Here is a 17,731-nt window from a genome sequence, read left to right as displayed (position 1 = left end):
ATTGCAGCATTAAAACTACTATTTTCGGCTATATAATCAATAATAGTCTCAATGTCTCGACTGGCTGGAACTGTAAATTTACAAATGTTGCTCATTTTCCAGCTTGAGTACGTTTTTCCTGGAGTTTGTTTCTTAACCCGGAAAATAGTTCTTCACCATCCACAAATTCACCTCTATTAGCTGCTACAATTCCTAAATTAATTTCCTGCTGTAATTCTTTAAATTTTCCTTGATATAAAAATTCCCATTCATCATTTTCCAGTAAATGAATAAAGGCTAATACTTGGTGTTGTTTTTCTGGTGACAATACCCGTACTTTTTCTACAATAGTGTTTTCAATAGTCATTTAACTTGCTCCCTTTTCTAAAAAGCATTTTCATCATCTGTTAAACAGAATCTTCTTTAATTCTACAAGCATCTAATTTGATTTACTATCACATCCTGTAAATCCTTAAATCCTGATTCAGATAATTTTAATGAATCGGACAACTGTTCGACTTTACAGCCTACCAAGCTATCCGACTCGGTTTTATTTTCGGATATTGTTACCAATATCACTGGAGTAGGTCTGGACTCTTCTTGCGTACACCCGATAAATTCCCATTTATCAGTTCTGACAGTAGAAGAGTGCTGGGGGGAGAAATAGCCAAACGAAAACCCAGATTGTTGTTCCTGTTGTCGCGCCTATTCCTGTTACGATTAGCAGAGCGACAGTTCCTGGGATTGTTGTTCCACGAACCGCCACGCAGCAGCCGAAATTGCCTACCCCAATCATTAGATTAACACAAAATATTCAAATTATAAACTCTTCAGAAATAGCTAAGGAGTTAATAATTTTCTTTCTTAATCGCCATGTGTTACCATATTTTAAATGAGCAAACCAACTCTGGATAGATTGAGATAATTTTTTATCATCAATTTTGCCTTCATTGTATTCTGTCAGCATTATTTTTCTTTTTTTTATTCCTTGACTTAGACTATCACCACGGACTCTAATTCTATCTGGTAATACCCGAAAACCAACGAAATTAGCTCCATATTTAGTTCTAAATATTTGGCTTTTAATTGGATGAATTTTTAGTCTTAATGTTGCTAAATATGCTTCTATTTGCAGCCTGGCTGTTTTTAATGAATCTTTATCATCAGCAAATAAAGCAAAATCGTCAACATAACGAAGATATTTATTTATTTTCAGAGTTTCTTTGATAAAATGATCAAAGTAGTTGAAATATACATTAGCCATAAATTGGCTAGTTAAATTACCAATAGGTAAACCGCGCTTTCTGGATAAAGGTGACAACAAATCATCACCGATAAAATGAAAATTGACTGGCTCTTGAGGATTACTATGATCAATGATATTATCTATCAACCATAAAGTATCAGAACATTTAATTTTCTTGCGGATAATTGACTTTAATATTTCATGATCTATACTCGGAAAATATTTACAAATATCAGCTAATAATACATATTGACTAGAACGCGCAAACTCTGTAAATTTTTTTAAAGCTCGATGAGAACCAAATCCAATGCGGTTAGCATAGGAAGTATCAACAAATGTGCGTTCAAATATTGGTGTAACTACATGACAAAGCGCATGATGAATGACTCTATCTCGATAAGGTGCAGCAGAAATCAGGCGCGGTTTAGATTCAAAAATATAGAACGTTTTATATTTTCCTGGTAAATAAGTTTTGGATCTGAGTTCTGCTTGTAAATTAAATATTTCTCGTTCTAAATTGTAGTTAAATTCTAAAACATTATCTCGAAAGCGTTTACCCTTTTGTGCTTGTTTAGATGCTGCTAGTAAGTTGCTAAAATCTGTGATATCTTGCCAGAGATGATTATGTGTTTTCATTTTATGCCTTGGCGACTGGAAGTCGCGGCTATACAAACAAAGTCCACCTGCGTGGACTAATCATAAATTCAGGTTCTTAACCCACGCAGGTGGGTTTCGCCTGTGTAGACGCAGTTTCTAACCGCCCGTTACTTTTTGTTTTTGTTGTTTTATCCAACCACCTAAATCTATGCCAATTTCATTTATTAATTTTTGGATATATTCATAACGCTCTGTTTTAATTAGATCAAAATCTAGCAAAAGGCGAGTTTGATATCTGATAATATCCAATTTTGTGTTTAAGTTGCCTAACTCAACTAACTTATTTTGGGAATAACGAGCGATAATCAACCCTTCTAGTAAATCATAGAGTCCGGTAATAATTCTATCACCTAACAGATATTTATGATTTCTGGGCAGACGATTGATAATTGGGACGTACCACTTGACTAAATCGTAAGTTTTCTGTATTATAGGTAAATCACTCATCAATCATCCCCAAAATCTAAATAAAATATTTTTGATCGCTCCACTCCGTTACGCTAGGGAAGTGAAAAGAATCAAGAGCGCAGAGCGCAAGAGGACAAAAGTATAAAGGGCTACAGAGTCCTGGGGGGAGAAATAGCCAAACGAAAACCCAGAGAGTCGGCCCCGTCGTCGCGCCTATCCCTGCCACGATAAGCAGAGCGACAGCCCCAGGGAATGAGGTCCCACGAACCGCCACGCAGCAGCCGTATGTCGTTATTGCTACCGTCTAGCCACGCACCTCCATTAGTTGGAGCATTTATATAATTTTCGTGCCACTCATCTTCGCACCATTCCCATATATTACCACACATATCATATAAACCGAAAGAGTTTGCCGGAAATTTTCCGACATCTGTGGTTTGTTTTCGATATTCTCCTTTTACGCCATTACCATAAGTGTAGTCACCATGATAATTTGCTAAATCTGTGGAAATTGTTTCCCCAAAATAAAACGGGGTAGTAGTTCCACCACGACAAGCATATTCCCATTCAGCTTCACTAGGTAAACGATAGGCTTTACTAGTCCTTTGAGAAAGTCTGGCACAAAATTCTTGAACACTGTCCCAAGATACCATCTCAACTGGTAAATTATCACCTTTAAACCTAGATGGATCAGATTCTAAATCAATCTTAACCTTTGGTAAAGCAGCTATAGCTTGCCATTGTTTCTGAGTAACTGGATATTTACCCATGAAAAACGGGGGAACAGTAACTTGATGTTGGGGACTTTCATCAGAACTTCGACTTTCCTCATTTTCTGGAGAACCCATGATAAAAGTCCCTCCAGGAATAGCCACCATTTCTAAATTTACATCATTTCCCAAGCCTTCAATAAATAATCTGGATTTTTTGCGACTGCGTTGAATTTCCCAACCTTTTCCTAAACCCAAAAATCCAGACTTGGATATTAACTTAGCCGTTTCAAATTCAAAAGTAGTAACAGGAATACCTAAAAACCTTTCTGGTAGAGGTGGTGGAGGATTTGGTTTTTTGGGTTGACGTTCATATTCTACCTGCCTTTGTGCCAAAACCCGTTCTTCAACATTAGCCACATCTTCCGGGTTTAAACCTAAAGAATGACGATATTCTTGTAATTCTGCTTCTGTTTCTTGATTAAAGGGAAATTGGACTTTAACAACCTTAAAAAATAAGTCTTCATATTCATTTAGTTTCCGTGCATATTCCTGTGCTTGAGAAAGTGCAAACTCATACATTTCCTTCGCTTCTGCTGGAGATAACCCTAACTTTTTCCTTTCCGTTTCTAATAGTTGCAACGCCACAGGAGATAGTTTACCATTTGCCTGTTGCAGACGTTTCACAACTTCATTACAATATGCAGTTTTGGCAGGAGTAAAAAGAATTGTCCCCGTAGATGCTTCTAGTAGGGGTTTTAATGCTTGTAGTGCTTCCACTGCTGAAGGATAGCGCATTTTAAAATAACGCCGCACCATTGTAGTTAAAACTTCTGCCAAATATTCACTAATCTGTAATTTATCATGCCGCCAAATTATCTCACCGGTGGGCGGATCTTCTTGTAAATGCGTGGGATTAATACCTGTCAAAGCGTGAATAGCTGTCATCCCTACAGCGTAAATATCACTAGCATAACAGGGTTGACCAATTCCTTGCTCAGTGGGCATATATCCAGGAGAACCAATAATCAGACTTGGTGTAATTCCTCCTTGGGAGTTGAGAATAATTGAACCAATTTGTTTAACTGCGCCAAAATCTATCAAGCAAATTTTACCATCTTCCTTACGGCGCATGAGATTTGCGGGTTTGATATCACGATGAATAACTCCCTGTGTGTGAACAAAAGCCAACGCTTCTAAAATATCTTGCAATAACTTAATTACATAACCTTCACTCAACCGCTTACCTGCAAAGATTTCTTTGCTCAAGTCATGTCCATCAATATATTCTTGAATTATATAAAATTTATCATTTTCTTGAAAATGTGCCAATAATGTGGGAATTTGGGGATGTTTACCCAATTTCTCTAAAATTACAGCTTCTTTTTCAAATAGTCCTAAAACCTGAGCATCTGTGTAAATAGGACGCAGTTGCTTGACGACGCAAAAAGGTTTACTGGGCTGCATATCGTCTTGAGCGAGGTAAGTAACAGCAAAAGTCCCCCCGCCTAATTCTCGTATAATTTGGTAACGTCCTGCCAGTTTACTCACAATAGGGCTATTAGTGCTTAAAAATATATGAATAATAGTATACAGGATAGAATAGCAATATGTCCCATTCTCTAGTTCCCACACTGAGAAGCTCTACCTCTACTATACCCGGAGGTAGAACCTCAAAAATGACATTCCCTGTTTGGAGACTAGGAACAAGAATTTTCTTCCTTTGCGTCTTTGCTCCTTTGTATCTTTGCGCGAAACCTCAGCTAGATTAGATATAAGAATTACTCAATTACCGTGAAAACAGATACGATTTTCTAAGTAGGCAGGTAAAATTAATTATATAAAAGATTTGGATTTAATGTAGGGGTAGCGCCCCCGTGCCTACCCCGGTATTTGGGGCAACCACAGGGGGTTTGCCCCTACAAAATTGATTGATTTAGGGATTTTTAAAATGTTCGAGAAGAGAATTTACAATTTGGGGAAATCTTGCTGCTTGAGCGAGTTACACGCATTTATTTAGATGAGTTGGGAGAAAGTTCTTTGGGGGTAGGAGTTGTTAAACTGGTGATAGAAACAGAGGAAGCTGCACCAGCACTAGCAAAACGCTTAATTGCCCAAGCAAACCAAAAACTAAATGATGTAACTATTAAACGGGATTTAATTAATCTAATTGAGACAATTATCGTCTACAAATTACCCAAAAAGAGCCGAGAGGAAATTGAAGCTATGTTAGGTTTAAGTGAGTTGAAACAAACAAGGGTTTACCAAGAAGCTTTGGAAGAAGGTAAAGCTGAAACAACCAGAAAATTAGCTTTAAATTTGTTACGAATTGGGATGAGTTTGGAACAAATTGCTGAAGTTACGGAATTATCTCTTCAGCAAATTCAGGTTTTACAAAAGGAAATTTAAGGATCTTAATTTAACCTAGTTAGAGAAATTGTCTGAATCAGGATTTCCAGGATTTAAGGATTTACAGGATGAGAACTGGAATTTTATCACCAATCACCAATCACCAATCACCAATCACCAATCACCAATCACCAGCCTCAACGATAATGCTCTTTATCAGGTCTAGAATTAAAATTAACTTTGTTCTCTTATTTTATCCAATCCGTGACTACTACTCCCCTTTCTCCTAATTTCTCACAAACAGCTTCAGTCCCCGATACCTTGGGACGCTTTGGCCGCTTTGGTGGTAAGTACGTTCCTGAAACATTGATGCCGGCTTTAGCTGAATTAGAAACTGCTTATCAGCAATACCGCAATGAAGCTGGGTTTCAAACTGAATTACAAGGTTTATTGCGTGATTATGTTGGACGTGCCACACCTTTATATTTTGCCGAACGCCTTACCGCTCATTATGCTCGTCCTGATGGCACAGGAGCGCAAATTTACTTAAAGCGTGAGGATTTAAATCATACGGGCGCACATAAAATTAATAATGCTCTCGGTCAGGTATTATTAGCCAAACGGATGGGTAAACAGCGGATTATTGCTGAAACTGGTGCAGGACAACATGGTGTAGCTACGGCGACTGTTTGCGCTCGTTTTGGTTTAGAATGCGTGATTTATATGGGTGTTCACGATATGGAACGCCAAGCTTTAAATGTGTTCAGAATGCGATTGATGGGGGCGGAAGTTCGTCCGGTGTCTGCGGGGACAGGAACTCTCAAAGATGCCACTTCTGAAGCCATCCGGGACTGGGTAACGAATGTAGAAACTACTCATTACATCCTTGGTTCTGTGGCTGGTCCTCACCCTTACCCAATGATGGTACGGGATTTTCATGCGGTGATTGGGGAAGAAACCCGCGCTCAAGCAATGGAAAAATGGGGCGGTTTACCTGATATTCTCATGGCTTGTGTGGGTGGTGGTTCTAATGCAATGGGATTATTTCACGAATTTGTGAAAGAAGCATCTGTACGGTTAATTGGTGTGGAAGCTGCTGGTGAAGGTGTAAATACTGGCAAACACGCGGCTACTCTCACAAAAGGACAAGTTGGTGTGTTACATGGTTCGATGAGTTATCTGTTGCAAGATGAGGATGGACAAGTGATTGAACCTCATTCTATTAGTGCAGGTTTAGATTATCCGGGCGTGGGACCAGAACACAGTTATATGAAGGATATTGGCCGGGCAGAATATTACAGCGTGACCGATGCCGAGGCTTTGGAAGCATTTCAACGATTGTCGAAGCTAGAGGGGATTATACCAGCTTTGGAAACTTCTCATGCGATCGCCTATCTAGAAACTCTCTGTCCCCAACTTTCTGGTAGTCCCAAAATTATCATTAACTGTTCTGGACGAGGTGACAAGGATGTACAAACAGTTGCGAAATTTTTGATCCAATAAATTTTAGTGTAAGGGCGAAGCATTTGGCGTAAGGGCGAAGCATTCGGAAAATAAACTTGGGAAAAACCGATAAATTATCGCCCGAATGCTTCGCCCCTACATGAGGAAAAACCGATAATTGAGTAAATTATAGATTTTAACTGGTGATAAATCATGTTGAGAAAAACTATTTCTATAGCTGGTGCAGGTTTATTAGTTTTAGTTAGTGGTGCGATCGCTAATTCATTACCTAATTCTGCTTCAGTATCAAATCCTAGCTACCAGGTGGCACAAGCTACTGTTGACACAGCGGCAATTGAAGCTGCTGTTTTCCGGCAAATCAATCAATACCGATCTTCCCAAAACTTACCTGCACTGAATCGTAACTCTAAAATTGACAATCAAGCCAGAATTCACAGTCAAAATATGGCTAATGGTAAAGTTGCCTTTGGACATGGCGGATTTCAAGCACGAGTGACAGCGATAAATATTCCTTACAGTCGAGTCGCGGAAAATGTTGCCTATAACCAAGGATCTCAAAACCCTGCGAAAACCGCTGTTCAAGGCTGGCTGAAAAGTTCAGGACATTTAACCAACATCAAAGGTAATTATAACCTAACTGGGATTGGTGTAGCAAATAACAATAAAGGACAAATTTATTTCACACAAATTTTCCTGCGTTCAAGGTAAGTTTTTTGCAAACAATATTTAGTTAATAGATTTAGTATCCATAACATCTACCAATGGATACTATTTTTTAGTAATATTTTTGATTAAAAATGTAGTGGAAATAACATCTATCAAACCTATAATGATGGGTTCTCTTTTTTTTAACAAATTAGTAACTGATACCAATTGGATGTGAAACTGCACAGAATAATCATCATCCGTATTTATCTGCGTTTATCTGCGGTCAATAATTCCTGAAATCTAATTCCATGAAGTTTCATCTTAATTTAGTATGAGCAGAGATTAAACAGAAATATGGATACAAAAGACTCATCTAAATTATAAAAATTTGATGATGCTTGGGGTCATATTTGGCAAATAGTATCCTGGTATGTATTCTGATAATCAGAAGATAGGGTATATATCCAATAAATCCATACATTACACTACTTAATTCTCTATGTTAAGACAAACTGCTTTTGGCATCGCTTTAAGTACGCTTGTTCTTGGTAGTGGCTTTATGAATGCTGCAAACCCAGGTAAGAGTGATCCAGAAAAAACTGCTCATCAAAAGCATTCATTGAACATTACTAGTCAAGCCAGTATATCTAAGCTTGCTTTTCAACCTACGAATCTAGAGAAATCAGTCTTTATCCAAATTAATGAATATCGTGCAGCCCAGGGATTACAAAAATTAAATTTAAATGAAAAAATAACTCAACAAGCCAGAATTCACAGTCAAAATATGGCTAACGGTAAAGTTCCTTTTAGTCATAATGGATTTGAACAGCGGGTGAAGGCAATCCCTCTCAAGTATGACAATGCAGCAGAAAACGTAGCTTTCAATATGGGATATAGCAATCCTGCCCAAGAAGCAGTTTCTGGCTGGATAAAAAGTCCTGGACATCTGAAAAATATTCAAGGGAAATACAACTTAACGGGAATTGGTGTCGCTACTAACAATCGAGGTGAAGTTTACCTAACACAAATATTTTTACACAAGAGATAGATTTTGGTGCTGTTTTTCTGCACAATAAATTATAGTCTCTAGAAAAAATCACTTCTCCAGAGATACTAGAATTTATTGTCGAGAAACCCATGATATTACAAGATTTCCAGGTTTGCGATCGCGATTTAACTGATGATACCCTGGCTGAATATTTAAAAGCCCCAGCCATTGCTGTTGATACAGAAACAATGGGACTCTTACCACAGCGCGATCGCTTGTGTCTAGTCCAACTCTGTAATCCAGAAGGGCAAGTTACCGCTATTCGCATCGCTAGGGGGCAAACAACAGCACCAAATTTAAAAACACTGATGGAAGCAACCCACGCCCTCAAAGTTTTCCACTTTGCTAGGTTTGATATTGCTACCTTAAAACATAATTTAGATATCGTTGTTCAGCCCATTTTTTGTACTAAAATCGCCAGTAAATTAGCCCGGACTTATACGAATCGTCATGGACTCAAAGAGGTAGTTTTAGAATTAGAAAAGGTAGAATTAGATAAAAGTTCTCAAAGTTCTGATTGGGGTAATGCCACAAATTTATCGGAAGCACAACTCAGTTATGCCGCCAATGATGTCCGTTATTTACTGAACATACAACAAAAGCTCACCACCATGCTACAACGGGAAGAACGTTGGCAAATTGCCCAAGAATGTTTTCAGATTCTGCCGACAATAGTTACTTTAGATTTATTACAATTCAAAGATTTATTTGAACATTAATTAATTGGGAATTGGTAATAGGTAATTGGGAAAAATCTTCCCCCTGCCTCTTCCCTGAAACCGTTAATTTAACATCAGAAATCCAGTAGAACAAATTTTACAAATGTCCTCAATAAATACTCAAGCTTTGCAAGCATTATTAGGTATGCTATCTGGGGATAAAGAATTTTTAGTAAAAATTATTAACTGTTACCTGATGGAATCAGCTAACATGGTTAAAGATATTCAAACATCTGTGATCAATCAAGACGCTGATACCATTTATAAGACAGCCCATAAATTAAAGTCGAGCAGTGCTTCTTTAGGAGCAATTCATCTTTCAGAGCTTTGCTTACAGTTAGAATTAAAAGGTAAGCATAGTGATTTAGTAGGGGTTTTAGAATTGGTGTCACAATTGAATCATGAATATGAACAAGTGGAAATTGCTTTAAAGAAAATAACCCAAGTGTTATGAGTAAAAAATTCTCTAACCGCACTCAAGCAGGTCAAATGTTAGCTCAACATTTAAAAGCATACAGTCACCAGAAAGATGTAGTGGTACTGGCTTTACCTCGTGGTGGTGTACCCGTAGCCTTTGAAATAGCTAAACTTTTGAATGCTCCCTTAGATGTCTGCATAGTCAGAAAACTTGGTGTCCCTGGACATAAAGAATTAGCTATGGGAGCGATCGCTTCTCAAAATATTATTGTTTTCAACCAGGATGTAATTGATTCTTTAGGAATAGACACTTCCGCAATTACTAAAGTTGTTAACCAGGAATTGCTAGAATTAAGACGAAGAGAGAAGACTTATCGAGATGATAAACCGCCTATTAATATTAACAATAAAACAATCATTATCGTAGATGACGGGATTGCGACTGCTGCAACTATGCGTGCAGCTTTGGCTATCCTCCGACAACAGCAACCGGCAAAAATTGTCGTTGCAGTTCCTGTTGCACCGCTTAATACTTGTGAGGAATTATGTTTAGAAGTAGATGATGTAGTTTGTTTGCAATCTCCAGAAATCATGTCTGCAATTGGTTGGTGGTATGAAGATTTTACCCAAACTACAGATAACGAAGTCCGCACACTTTTAGACGGTGTTTGAAAATAGGGCGTTGCTGATTAAGAGTATGATTTTGTTTCACGCAGAGGCGCTCCAGTCACAGAGAGTAAGAGTTTGAAATCATTGATTTTTGAATTTCATACCCTAATTCAGCAACGCCGAAAATAGGAGGTAGGGGCGCAGGGCCTGCGCCCAGTTAGAAGTCAGGAGTCTACTTGATTATGGATTGGAATCAGTTGAATTGCGATCTGCTGGCAGCACACTACCTGTATTAGGCGATTCTTGGGTCTGTGAACTTGAATTGGACGGATTTGGGCTAGAGATAGAGTTTGGAGTCTCCACAGACGATGCAGGGGGAGCTACGTTAATTGTCGTGTTTTGTGGAGTTACGGCAGGGGGTGGATTATTAGGTGTTTGTGATCGGGGAACGTCAATTTTAACATTGACATTAGGCGCACTTTGTTGAGGGGCTGGAACGATCACGGGAACACGCTCAATAGTATTCGTTTTTTCAATGATAGTTGTCTGTTTCTCTGGCTGTTGAGAAACCGCAGGAGTAGGTAAAACAATTACCTTTGTGGTAGCGGGTTGTCGCCCCCAAAAGAAATAAACAAGTCCACTAAATCCTAGTACAGCAGCGATAAAGATACCAAGAACTAAACCACTAGCAGCATTATGTTGATCACGAATTGTTTGTACTTCTTTTTGAACACGACTTTGAGAGATATTACCATCAATGTTGCCATCAACGTAACCATCACCATAGGATTGTTTCTTCTCCTGGTTCAGATTATCTTCACTGTTATGAGAATTGGGAGTTTTGGGGTTATTCATAAGATACTCGGTAAGTGGGAAATAAGTATGTAAATAATTCTGAAAGTGTCAAATTTACAAAAAAAGGGAACAGGGAACTCCAGAAGAGGTTTTGGGAGATTTTACTTTTAGTTACACATTTTTGTTTTTTCCGTTCACTTACTTAGTTATTTTTAAGAAATATATCTGCCATTAATTCTGTGCCAAACAAATACAGCGATAACAGCACCAATCACAGCAATGAAAACTCCAGAAGGAGTGAGACTAGAACCAACCAGAACAAACTTTCCAGTCGTGATCAAATTGGCTAATGTACCACCAACAAATGCACCAATTATGCCTAGAAACAGAGTTCCTAGAATGCCGCTGCCTCTAGCAGCCGGATCAAGTGCCTTAGCGATTCCTACGGAGCGCTACGCTATCGCACCTGCAATTAAACCTAAGATGATCCAAGTAACAAGAGTCATAGTAACTAAAACCTTTTTGTAAGAATTCAGAAGTCAGCGGTGTAAATTTCTATTGCCAAACAAAGACTTTGGCTTCGTAAGATCCCAAGTCAGTCATAATGCCATCATCCCCAGATTCAATATCATAATTACCTGTCCACTCGTGCCATTTTCCATTGGCTGGGAAGTTAGGAATGTGATATCCTGCCAAAAAATTGTCGGAAAAATTGGCCACGACAACTATCCGAGAACCTTGATCATTCCAACGGGTGTAGGCGAAAACTTTAGCCTCTACATTTTCGTGGAAAAAATCAATATTTTCAGCGTAAAGTGCATGATTATTTTTCCGCAGCCCAATCAAGCCTTTGTAATATGTAAACAAACTACTATTCTGGTCATTGCCCATCAGTTTCCAATCTATTTTGGATGATTCAGGTGTTTTGTACTTATACTCACCAAACTCTTCACCCATCCAAATTAGTGGAACACCAACTGCTGTCATCAGGAGAGCTACTCCTAACTTAATTCGCTTGAATGCTTCTTCATTAAAAATATTGCGATCGCTTAACTCGACCATCAAGTGATTGTGATCATGGTTAGTAAGATAATTGACAACATTAGTCGCACCCATAAAGCCTTTTCGTTTGCAATCAATCACATCCTTGAGGCTTTCTAAATCAAAAGTATCGCCACAAATATGTACTGTAATCACGTGGCGGAAACTATCGTGCCAGCAGCCATCCATCGGACCATCAGCATTGGTGATGCTAGTTGTCTCAGGAATGTGTTCGGCTACGGTGTAAAAAGGCTTCATCCCAGCGGCTTTTTTAGCTTCCTGAACAATCCAGTGCATTAAATCATAGTTAGCAATTTGCCTGGCTGCATCGAAGCGAATACCGTCAGTATGATACTCTTCAATCCAAAAACGCACATTATCGCCGACAAACTGCCGGGCTGGGTATGTTTCCAGAGTTTCATCGTAGAGTTCGTAGTTAAACTCAGGTCCCCAGTTGTTATCAGGATCGCGGGGAGAGTGGTGATACCAGTAATCATGATCAATCTGCGTGAGAGGGGCTTCTGATTCTGAGTGGTTATAGATGCCGTCCATGATGACGCGGATACCCCGCTCATGGCATGAATCAATTAGCTGCTTTAACCCCATCGTCGAACCATAGCTAGATTCAGTAGCGAAAAAGTGGCGAGGGTTGTAGCCCCAGCTATGATCTCCCGGATATTCCTTAATCGGCATCAATTCAATGGCGTTAATGCCCAGTTCACAAAGGTGATCTAATTTTTCAATAACGTGCTGATACTTGCCACGAGCCTTAGAGTCATCCTCACCCCCAGAAAAGTCACCAACATGAAGTTCATAAATGACTAATTCACTATCTGCTGGCAGAGGTTTGTCATCGTGTTGCCAGACGTAAGTATCAATAATGCGATCGCCGTCTTTAATGCACACCACCGCATTCTGACTAGGGTTATCAATATCTGTTGCATAAGGGTCTATTACTTCTACCCATTGGTCTGGTTCAAAAAACCAGCTCCGGGATTGAACTCGAAATTTATATTGATGATTGCCGTCTGCCAATTTTACAGAGATACGGAAATAACCGTCTTTACCTTTTTCCATAGCAATTTCTTCCCAGTTGGAAAAAGATCCGATTAATGCCACTCCTTGATTGTAGGGAGCAAACAACTTGAATTCAATTGAGTTAGTCATAGAACCTATTGAGAGTGAAAATTCTTAAAAATGCTAGGAAAAATGTTTATCTAAACCCACTTAGTGAAAGCACTATTGGCTAAGTTAAGTTATATGGTGCGACTCAGCACCAAATTTTAGACCAATCCAATGAGAATCAAAAGCAAGTAGATTAAGCCACCGCCAATATCAATTGAAAATCCTCACAACCAGAGGACAAAGAGGATAACGACGGCAGTCAAAATTACTTGGTTTTAATTAACTTCTCTCATTATGCAATTGACTTAACCGACGCTTAATAAATGCCTTAATTGAGCATATCTCGACCTTTAGCTTTCATATCCTCTACTACATTAAGAGCTTGACTTTCTACTTGTTTAGCTTTTCCCATCGCTTGATCTTTAGGATTGCCAGTTATATTGCCAACCGCTTCTTGTACCTTGCCCTCAAGATTTTTTGTGACAGCCTTTGCTCTTCCTTGCAAACTCATGCTGTCTTTCACATCTTCTGCTACATTAAGCGCCTGACTTTCTATTTGCTTGGCTTTTCCCATCACTTGATCTTTAGGGTTGCCTGTGATATTGCCAATCACTTCTTGAGTTTTACCTTCGATATTCTTCGTAACTGCTTCTGCTCGATTCATGATTGTTGCAATTTGAGTTTGTGGTTGGTTAATTCTGAGCATGAGTGAAGTTGCAGCCCAACTATTTTCAGACGCAAAGCTAAAAGCTATAGTAGTTGAGATGAATGCAACTAGACTAATCGTTATCAGAAACTTACGGACATAGTGAAGTGAAAAAATCATGTTAAGTCTCAAATGTTATTTGATTGCTAAAATAATGGTTGTTGTATTTATCAATTTTCCGGTTAAACTAGAAAGTCTAGATAGCCTGTTTACCACCTAGACTTGCTGGAAAATGTTATTATCCCAATTCTTTTTGATAGCTGGCATGGCACGTCTATGACTAAGCCAAAAGCATAATTTGTGTTGAGTTTGTGTCGAACTTTTTTAACAAATTTCTTGAGCGCAGCTTCAGCGAGAAATGGTATTAGTCTATTGTATCTTTGACTTGATCTTTCACATTTTCAACAGTATGTTGAATTGCTGCTTCTACTTGTTTTGCCTTACCTTCTGCTTGGGTTTTAGGATCTCCAGTGATATCGCCCACAACTTCTTGAATTTTACCTTCAATATTTTTGGCGGTTGCCTTAACTTTATCTTCTAAACTCATAATCTTGTTCCTTCTTAAATATTGCTGAGTGGAATTAACAACTTTGGGTTATATTATTTATCTTGACAGAGGGCTGGGTTAGTTAATGAATGAATTGTATGAATTGATTGAATACGATACAAAACGTAAGAAAAACAGGTTGAAAATGCAATTTAAATAAATGATGCTAAAATTGATCAAAGTTTGTTTTGCAAGCCAAAAAATAGCAAAAAAGCGATCGCTAAATCATGATAGAAGAACCAATTCGTATCTCCTACTTTTCTGATGTTCTCTGTGTTTGGGCGTATATTGCTCAAATTCGTCTTGATGAATTAGCAACAAATTTTCAAGACAAAATCGCCATTGAGCAGCACTTTGTCCCTATCTTTGGAAATGCCCGTGAAAAGTTAGAGAAGCGATGGTGCGAACGCGGTGGCTTCAAAGGATATAGTCATCACGTTCAGGAAGTTGTAAAAAAGTTTAATCACATCACCGTTCATCCTGATATTTGGACGGAAGCAATTCCTGCCTCATCTGCATCCTGCCATCTCTTTCTTCATGCAATCCAATTATTAGAAACCAAAGAAATTGTCCAAAAATCAGATCAGGTTTTTGAAAAAGCCATTTGGGCATTTCGATCCGCATTTTTTACCAAACTAGCGAATATTTCTGATCGCCGGGTGCAATTTGCTATTGCCGAAGAGTTAAAATTACCAATTGCCGCTATCCAGGCACAGATTGATAGTGGTGAAGCTTATGCCCAATTAACCAAGGATTTTGATTTAGTGAAAGAGCATACCGTGTCTGTTAGCCCTACCCTGATTTTTAATGAGGGAAGACAACGGCTCAACGGCAATGTCGGCTACCGCGTCATTGAAGCTAATATCCGCGAGTTGCTGCACAATCCCCCAGAAGAGCAATCCTGGTGTTAAACCTGCGGTACTAGTTCCTTTTTCGGAAGTAGCAATGTGGCTTCAATTTCTTCCCGGATTGCCGTTGTTACTTCGCAGTTACTATTCAAGCAATCAACTAGGAGTTGATTGGCATTGTAGTAGCTTTCCAGGACTTGCTGTTGCTCAGAACTAAACTGCCAGGGATATTTATTATTTCGGTGTTGAGCGATCGCACCTTTCAACTGTTCCACCCAGGCTGAATAGTTTTTCTGCCACCATTCCTGAAGCCGTTCCCGGTTTTGACTAGAAGATGGTAATTGGTCTTTAAGTTGTTGTAAAGACTTATAAAACCCAGCATCTAGAACCATCACCAGAATATTGTTGAGTGCTTCGCTACAGGCATGGGCATAGGCAAAATCTTGACTATGATCAATCGCCGATTCTAGTAGCAAACTATCTAAGGCTGCATCCAAAAACATCCCCTCATCGAGGGTGCTGGCCAAGGCTAACTTAGCCGCTGCCTGGGGTGACTGGGCAAGGGCAAGATAAAACGCTCGTGATGTGGCAACATTGGGACTAGTGGAAACTGTTTGGGATTTTTGGTTAGCCCACATCAAAAATTCTTGCAGATAGGGGTCTTGAGCAACTAAGACATCAATTTGCTGCTTCATTAACTGCACCATTGAATCAGCACTTCGCAACATAGTAGCCGTTAACAAGAAAACTTCACGCCAGTGCGAATCAGTAATGTGACTGACTAATCCTTCTAATGCTTGTTCTAATGACCGGAGATTAAGACTAGCAACGATTTTTCGAGCCGTAAAGTATTCTTGAAATGCTAGATAGGAAAACGAAAAAATTCCTCGCGCTCGTTCTGTGAGTAACCCATGTTGAGCCTCGATCTCTTTTAACATCGCTTCGCTTTCGAGTTGCAGTTCCTCTGGTTCTATAGTTGCGTTAGGCAAATTTCGTAAATAGTCCCCAATATATTGCTCAATAACCCGTTGCTCAAAAAAATACTGCCCCTGTTCAAAGGTAACAGCCGCCAGTTGATTCAGCAGCTTCAACTTTTGAGGCAATAAAAGCCCTCGATCAACATCATCCCGGCCGATGCCTTTGGATTCATCCCATTTGCCCAGCAGCAAATCCAATCCTTGCTTATAAAATTCTGTCCGTTGAGTCGGAAATTTATCCTGACCATGAAACACCGAGCAAGCCAGATGCAGAAACAGTGGTGTTACCGCCATTTGCCGATACTGCTTGTTTTCCGGCAATTCCAATTTCTGAATAAACTGAGCAGACTGCTCCTGTCCTGATTTAACAGTTGTTTTGGTCAGTGTCACAAACCACTTTCGGGCGAAAGTGATGATTTGAGCCTGGGCAAAGGGAGCAATTTCTACATCGGTAAAGCCTCGCAGTTGCAGTTTTCGGGCAGCGGTGCGGCAGGTGGCCACGAACTGATTTTTGTGATATTTTTCCGAGAATTTGCGAATCTCGCTGAGAACCGCTGTAATGTCCTGGTTTGGCACTTCATCCATAGCATCTAGCAACAGCAGGACTCGACCCGCTTGCAGTAAGCTTTCAATCTCAGCCGGGTGGGAAATTCCAGAAGTGAGAAATGTGTGATGAATGTAATTCAGAAGACTAAATTTGTTATTATCCCTGGACTCTTCAGCAAAATCTCTCAGCGCGATGAAAATCGGCACTTGATTTTTGGCAAACTCACCCCGATTACACTGAATTGCCAGATGTTGCAAAAATATGGTTTTGCCAACTCCCGGTTTACCAAGAACTCTGAGCTTCGAGTAAGTTTTAACAGCCTGTATCCCTGGTATTTGCTTCTGATTAACCTCTGCCAATCCCACGCGATCAAATTCAGCGGGTTTTAAGTTTTGTAGGTCAGCAATCTCAAACCATTGTTGACTGGCAATTTCTTCCAAAATATTCACATCTACATAGATGTCATCAATGCTGACAGGACGGCTGATATCTAATAACTGCACGATACCACACTGATTTTGAATGGTGTCTTGATGTTGCGATCGCATCTGTTGGACTAGACTATCAATATCTAGAGAGGCCATCTCAACCAGCTTACCGGGTTCAGGAAATTCCGCAGGTGCATTATCCGCAATCTCTCGCCAATCTAAATCTAAAATTTCACAAATTTCCATAAAAATTTGGCGATCGACAGGTTTTCCCGTGAAAAATCGCCCAATCGGCTGGCGGGTCTTTACGTTCACTTCTCCTGCCAAGTTTTCCTGTGTCCACCCCTTGATAGCAAACGCGCGTTTAGCCTGTTGAATTCCAGACAGGGAGGCCTGGAGGGATCTCTTGACCATAAAATGAACAACTTAAATAGATATTTAAAAGCACCAATCAAACAAACGT

General features: G+C 39.4%; 16 protein-coding genes and 3 pseudogenes. 8 read left to right on the top strand and 11 right to left on the bottom strand.

Going from position 1 to position 17,731, the window contains the following annotated elements; genetic code table 11:
• Window positions 1-91 precede the first annotated feature (91 nt).
• The 5 genes and pseudogenes from FJR04_RS23360 to FJR04_RS23340 form a co-directional block, all read right to left on the bottom strand.
• Window positions 92-346 (bottom strand): hypothetical protein, encoded by a 255-nt coding sequence (locus FJR04_RS23360; RefSeq protein WP_168499337.1) that lies wholly within the window; start codon window positions 344-346, stop codon window positions 92-94.
• Between the two features lie 208 nt (window positions 347-554).
• Window positions 555-761, bottom strand: a pseudogene (locus tag FJR04_RS23355) (SUMF1/EgtB/PvdO family nonheme iron enzyme); the annotation flags it as partial.
• Window positions 762-793: 32 nt separating this feature from the next.
• Window positions 794-1,861 (bottom strand): RNA-directed DNA polymerase, encoded by a 1,068-nt coding sequence (locus FJR04_RS23350; protein WP_168499335.1) that lies wholly within the window; start codon window positions 1,859-1,861, stop codon window positions 794-796.
• Window positions 1,862-1,978: 117 nt separating this feature from the next.
• On the bottom strand, window positions 1,979-2,329 hold the full coding sequence (gene avd / locus FJR04_RS23345; RefSeq protein WP_168499333.1) for a diversity-generating retroelement protein Avd: 351 nt from the start codon (window positions 2,327-2,329) through the stop codon (window positions 1,979-1,981).
• 110 nt (window positions 2,330-2,439) lie between these two features.
• Window positions 2,440-4,551, bottom strand: a complete 2,112-nt coding sequence (locus FJR04_RS23340) for a bifunctional serine/threonine-protein kinase/formylglycine-generating enzyme family protein (protein WP_168499331.1) — start codon at window positions 4,549-4,551, stop codon at window positions 2,440-2,442.
• A 423-nt stretch (window positions 4,552-4,974) separates the two neighbouring features.
• Between FJR04_RS23340 and FJR04_RS23335 the strand changes: the two are divergent.
• The 7 genes and pseudogenes from FJR04_RS23335 to FJR04_RS23305 form a co-directional block, all read left to right on the top strand.
• Window positions 4,975-5,409 (top strand): annotated as a pseudogene (locus FJR04_RS23335) (DUF2887 domain-containing protein); the annotation flags it as partial.
• Window positions 5,410-5,613: 204 nt separating this feature from the next.
• Entirely contained in the window at window positions 5,614-6,852 is a 1,239-nt protein-coding gene (trpB, locus tag FJR04_RS23330) for a tryptophan synthase subunit beta (RefSeq protein WP_168499324.1), read from the top strand.
• Window positions 6,853-7,005: 153 nt separating this feature from the next.
• Window positions 7,006-7,521, top strand: a complete 516-nt coding sequence (locus FJR04_RS23325; protein WP_168499322.1) for a CAP domain-containing protein — start codon at window positions 7,006-7,008, stop codon at window positions 7,519-7,521.
• Between the two features lie 439 nt (window positions 7,522-7,960).
• Window positions 7,961-8,509 (top strand): CAP domain-containing protein, encoded by a 549-nt coding sequence (locus FJR04_RS23320; protein WP_168499321.1) that lies wholly within the window; start codon window positions 7,961-7,963, stop codon window positions 8,507-8,509.
• A gap of 89 nt (window positions 8,510-8,598) precedes the next feature.
• Window positions 8,599-9,228 carry a ribonuclease D gene (locus FJR04_RS23315; protein ID WP_168499319.1) on the top strand — a complete coding sequence of 210 codons (630 nt, stop codon included), beginning with the start codon at window positions 8,599-8,601 and terminating at the stop codon, window positions 9,226-9,228.
• A gap of 103 nt (window positions 9,229-9,331) precedes the next feature.
• Window positions 9,332-9,682 carry an Hpt domain-containing protein gene (locus tag FJR04_RS23310; RefSeq protein ID WP_168499317.1) on the top strand — a complete coding sequence of 117 codons (351 nt, stop codon included), beginning with the start codon at window positions 9,332-9,334 and terminating at the stop codon, window positions 9,680-9,682.
• Entirely contained in the window at window positions 9,679-10,317 is a 639-nt protein-coding gene (locus FJR04_RS23305; protein WP_168499315.1) for a phosphoribosyltransferase, read from the top strand. The genes FJR04_RS23310 and FJR04_RS23305 overlap by 4 nt, the downstream gene beginning before the upstream one ends.
• A 177-nt stretch (window positions 10,318-10,494) precedes the next feature.
• Here the strand turns inward: FJR04_RS23305 and FJR04_RS23300 are convergent, their stop codons facing one another.
• From FJR04_RS23300 to FJR04_RS23280, 5 genes and pseudogenes are all read right to left on the bottom strand, one after another.
• A complete protein-coding gene (locus FJR04_RS23300) occupies window positions 10,495-11,109 on the bottom strand; it encodes a hypothetical protein (RefSeq protein ID WP_168499313.1) in 615 nt (204 codons plus the stop codon).
• Between the two features lie 152 nt (window positions 11,110-11,261).
• Window positions 11,262-11,555 (bottom strand): annotated as a pseudogene (locus FJR04_RS23295) (GlsB/YeaQ/YmgE family stress response membrane protein).
• A 49-nt stretch (window positions 11,556-11,604) separates the two neighbouring features.
• On the bottom strand, window positions 11,605-13,257 hold the full coding sequence (locus FJR04_RS23290; protein WP_168499311.1) for an alpha-amylase family glycosyl hydrolase: 1,653 nt from the start codon (window positions 13,255-13,257) through the stop codon (window positions 11,605-11,607).
• Between the two features lie 286 nt (window positions 13,258-13,543).
• Window positions 13,544-13,879 carry a CsbD family protein gene (locus FJR04_RS23285; RefSeq protein WP_254445360.1) on the bottom strand — a complete coding sequence of 112 codons (336 nt, stop codon included), beginning with the start codon at window positions 13,877-13,879 and terminating at the stop codon, window positions 13,544-13,546.
• 406 nt (window positions 13,880-14,285) lie between these two features.
• A complete protein-coding gene (locus tag FJR04_RS23280) occupies window positions 14,286-14,468 on the bottom strand; it encodes a CsbD family protein (protein WP_168499307.1) in 183 nt (60 codons plus the stop codon).
• A gap of 227 nt (window positions 14,469-14,695) precedes the next feature.
• Between FJR04_RS23280 and FJR04_RS23275 the strand changes: the two genes are divergently transcribed.
• Window positions 14,696-15,379, top strand: coding sequence for a DsbA family protein (locus FJR04_RS23275; protein WP_168499305.1), 684 nt, complete (start codon window positions 14,696-14,698; stop codon window positions 15,377-15,379).
• On the opposite strand, the gene FJR04_RS23270 is transcribed toward FJR04_RS23275, so the two are convergent.
• The gene (locus FJR04_RS23270; RefSeq protein WP_371718711.1) at window positions 15,376-17,583 is read right to left on the bottom strand and encodes an NACHT domain-containing NTPase; all 2,208 of its coding nucleotides are present in this window, start codon (window positions 17,581-17,583) and stop codon (window positions 15,376-15,378) included. The two genes, FJR04_RS23275 and FJR04_RS23270, sit on opposite strands and share 4 nt — an antisense overlap.
• Window positions 17,584-17,731 lie beyond the last annotated feature (148 nt).

It is taken from the genome of Anabaena sp. UHCC 0204 (assembly GCF_009711975.1).
GTDB lineage: Bacteria > Cyanobacteriota > Cyanobacteriia > Cyanobacteriales > Nostocaceae > Dolichospermum.
This window is presented reverse-complemented; position numbering and strand designations above follow the sequence as displayed.

Coding starts and splice junctions, on each gene's coding strand:
- FJR04_RS23360 (WP_168499337.1), bottom strand. CDS start 346: ATGACTATTGAAAACACTATTGTAGAAAAAGTACGGGTATTGTCACCA.
- FJR04_RS23350 (WP_168499335.1), bottom strand. CDS start 1,861: ATGAAAACACATAATCATCTCTGGCAAGATATCACAGATTTTAGCAAC.
- avd (WP_168499333.1), bottom strand. CDS start 2,329: ATGAGTGATTTACCTATAATACAGAAAACTTACGATTTAGTCAAGTGG.
- FJR04_RS23325 (WP_168499322.1), top strand. CDS start 7,006: ATGTTGAGAAAAACTATTTCTATAGCTGGTGCAGGTTTATTAGTTTTA.
- FJR04_RS23320 (WP_168499321.1), top strand. CDS start 7,961: ATGTTAAGACAAACTGCTTTTGGCATCGCTTTAAGTACGCTTGTTCTT.
- FJR04_RS23315 (WP_168499319.1), top strand. CDS start 8,599: ATGATATTACAAGATTTCCAGGTTTGCGATCGCGATTTAACTGATGAT.
- FJR04_RS23310 (WP_168499317.1), top strand. CDS start 9,332: ATGTCCTCAATAAATACTCAAGCTTTGCAAGCATTATTAGGTATGCTA.
- FJR04_RS23305 (WP_168499315.1), top strand. CDS start 9,679: ATGAGTAAAAAATTCTCTAACCGCACTCAAGCAGGTCAAATGTTAGCT.
- FJR04_RS23300 (WP_168499313.1), bottom strand. CDS start 11,109: ATGAATAACCCCAAAACTCCCAATTCTCATAACAGTGAAGATAATCTG.
- FJR04_RS23290 (WP_168499311.1), bottom strand. CDS start 13,257: ATGACTAACTCAATTGAATTCAAGTTGTTTGCTCCCTACAATCAAGGA.
- FJR04_RS23285 (WP_254445360.1), bottom strand. CDS start 13,879: ATGAATCGAGCAGAAGCAGTTACGAAGAATATCGAAGGTAAAACTCAA.
- FJR04_RS23280 (WP_168499307.1), bottom strand. CDS start 14,468: ATGAGTTTAGAAGATAAAGTTAAGGCAACCGCCAAAAATATTGAAGGT.
- FJR04_RS23275 (WP_168499305.1), top strand. CDS start 14,696: ATGATAGAAGAACCAATTCGTATCTCCTACTTTTCTGATGTTCTCTGT.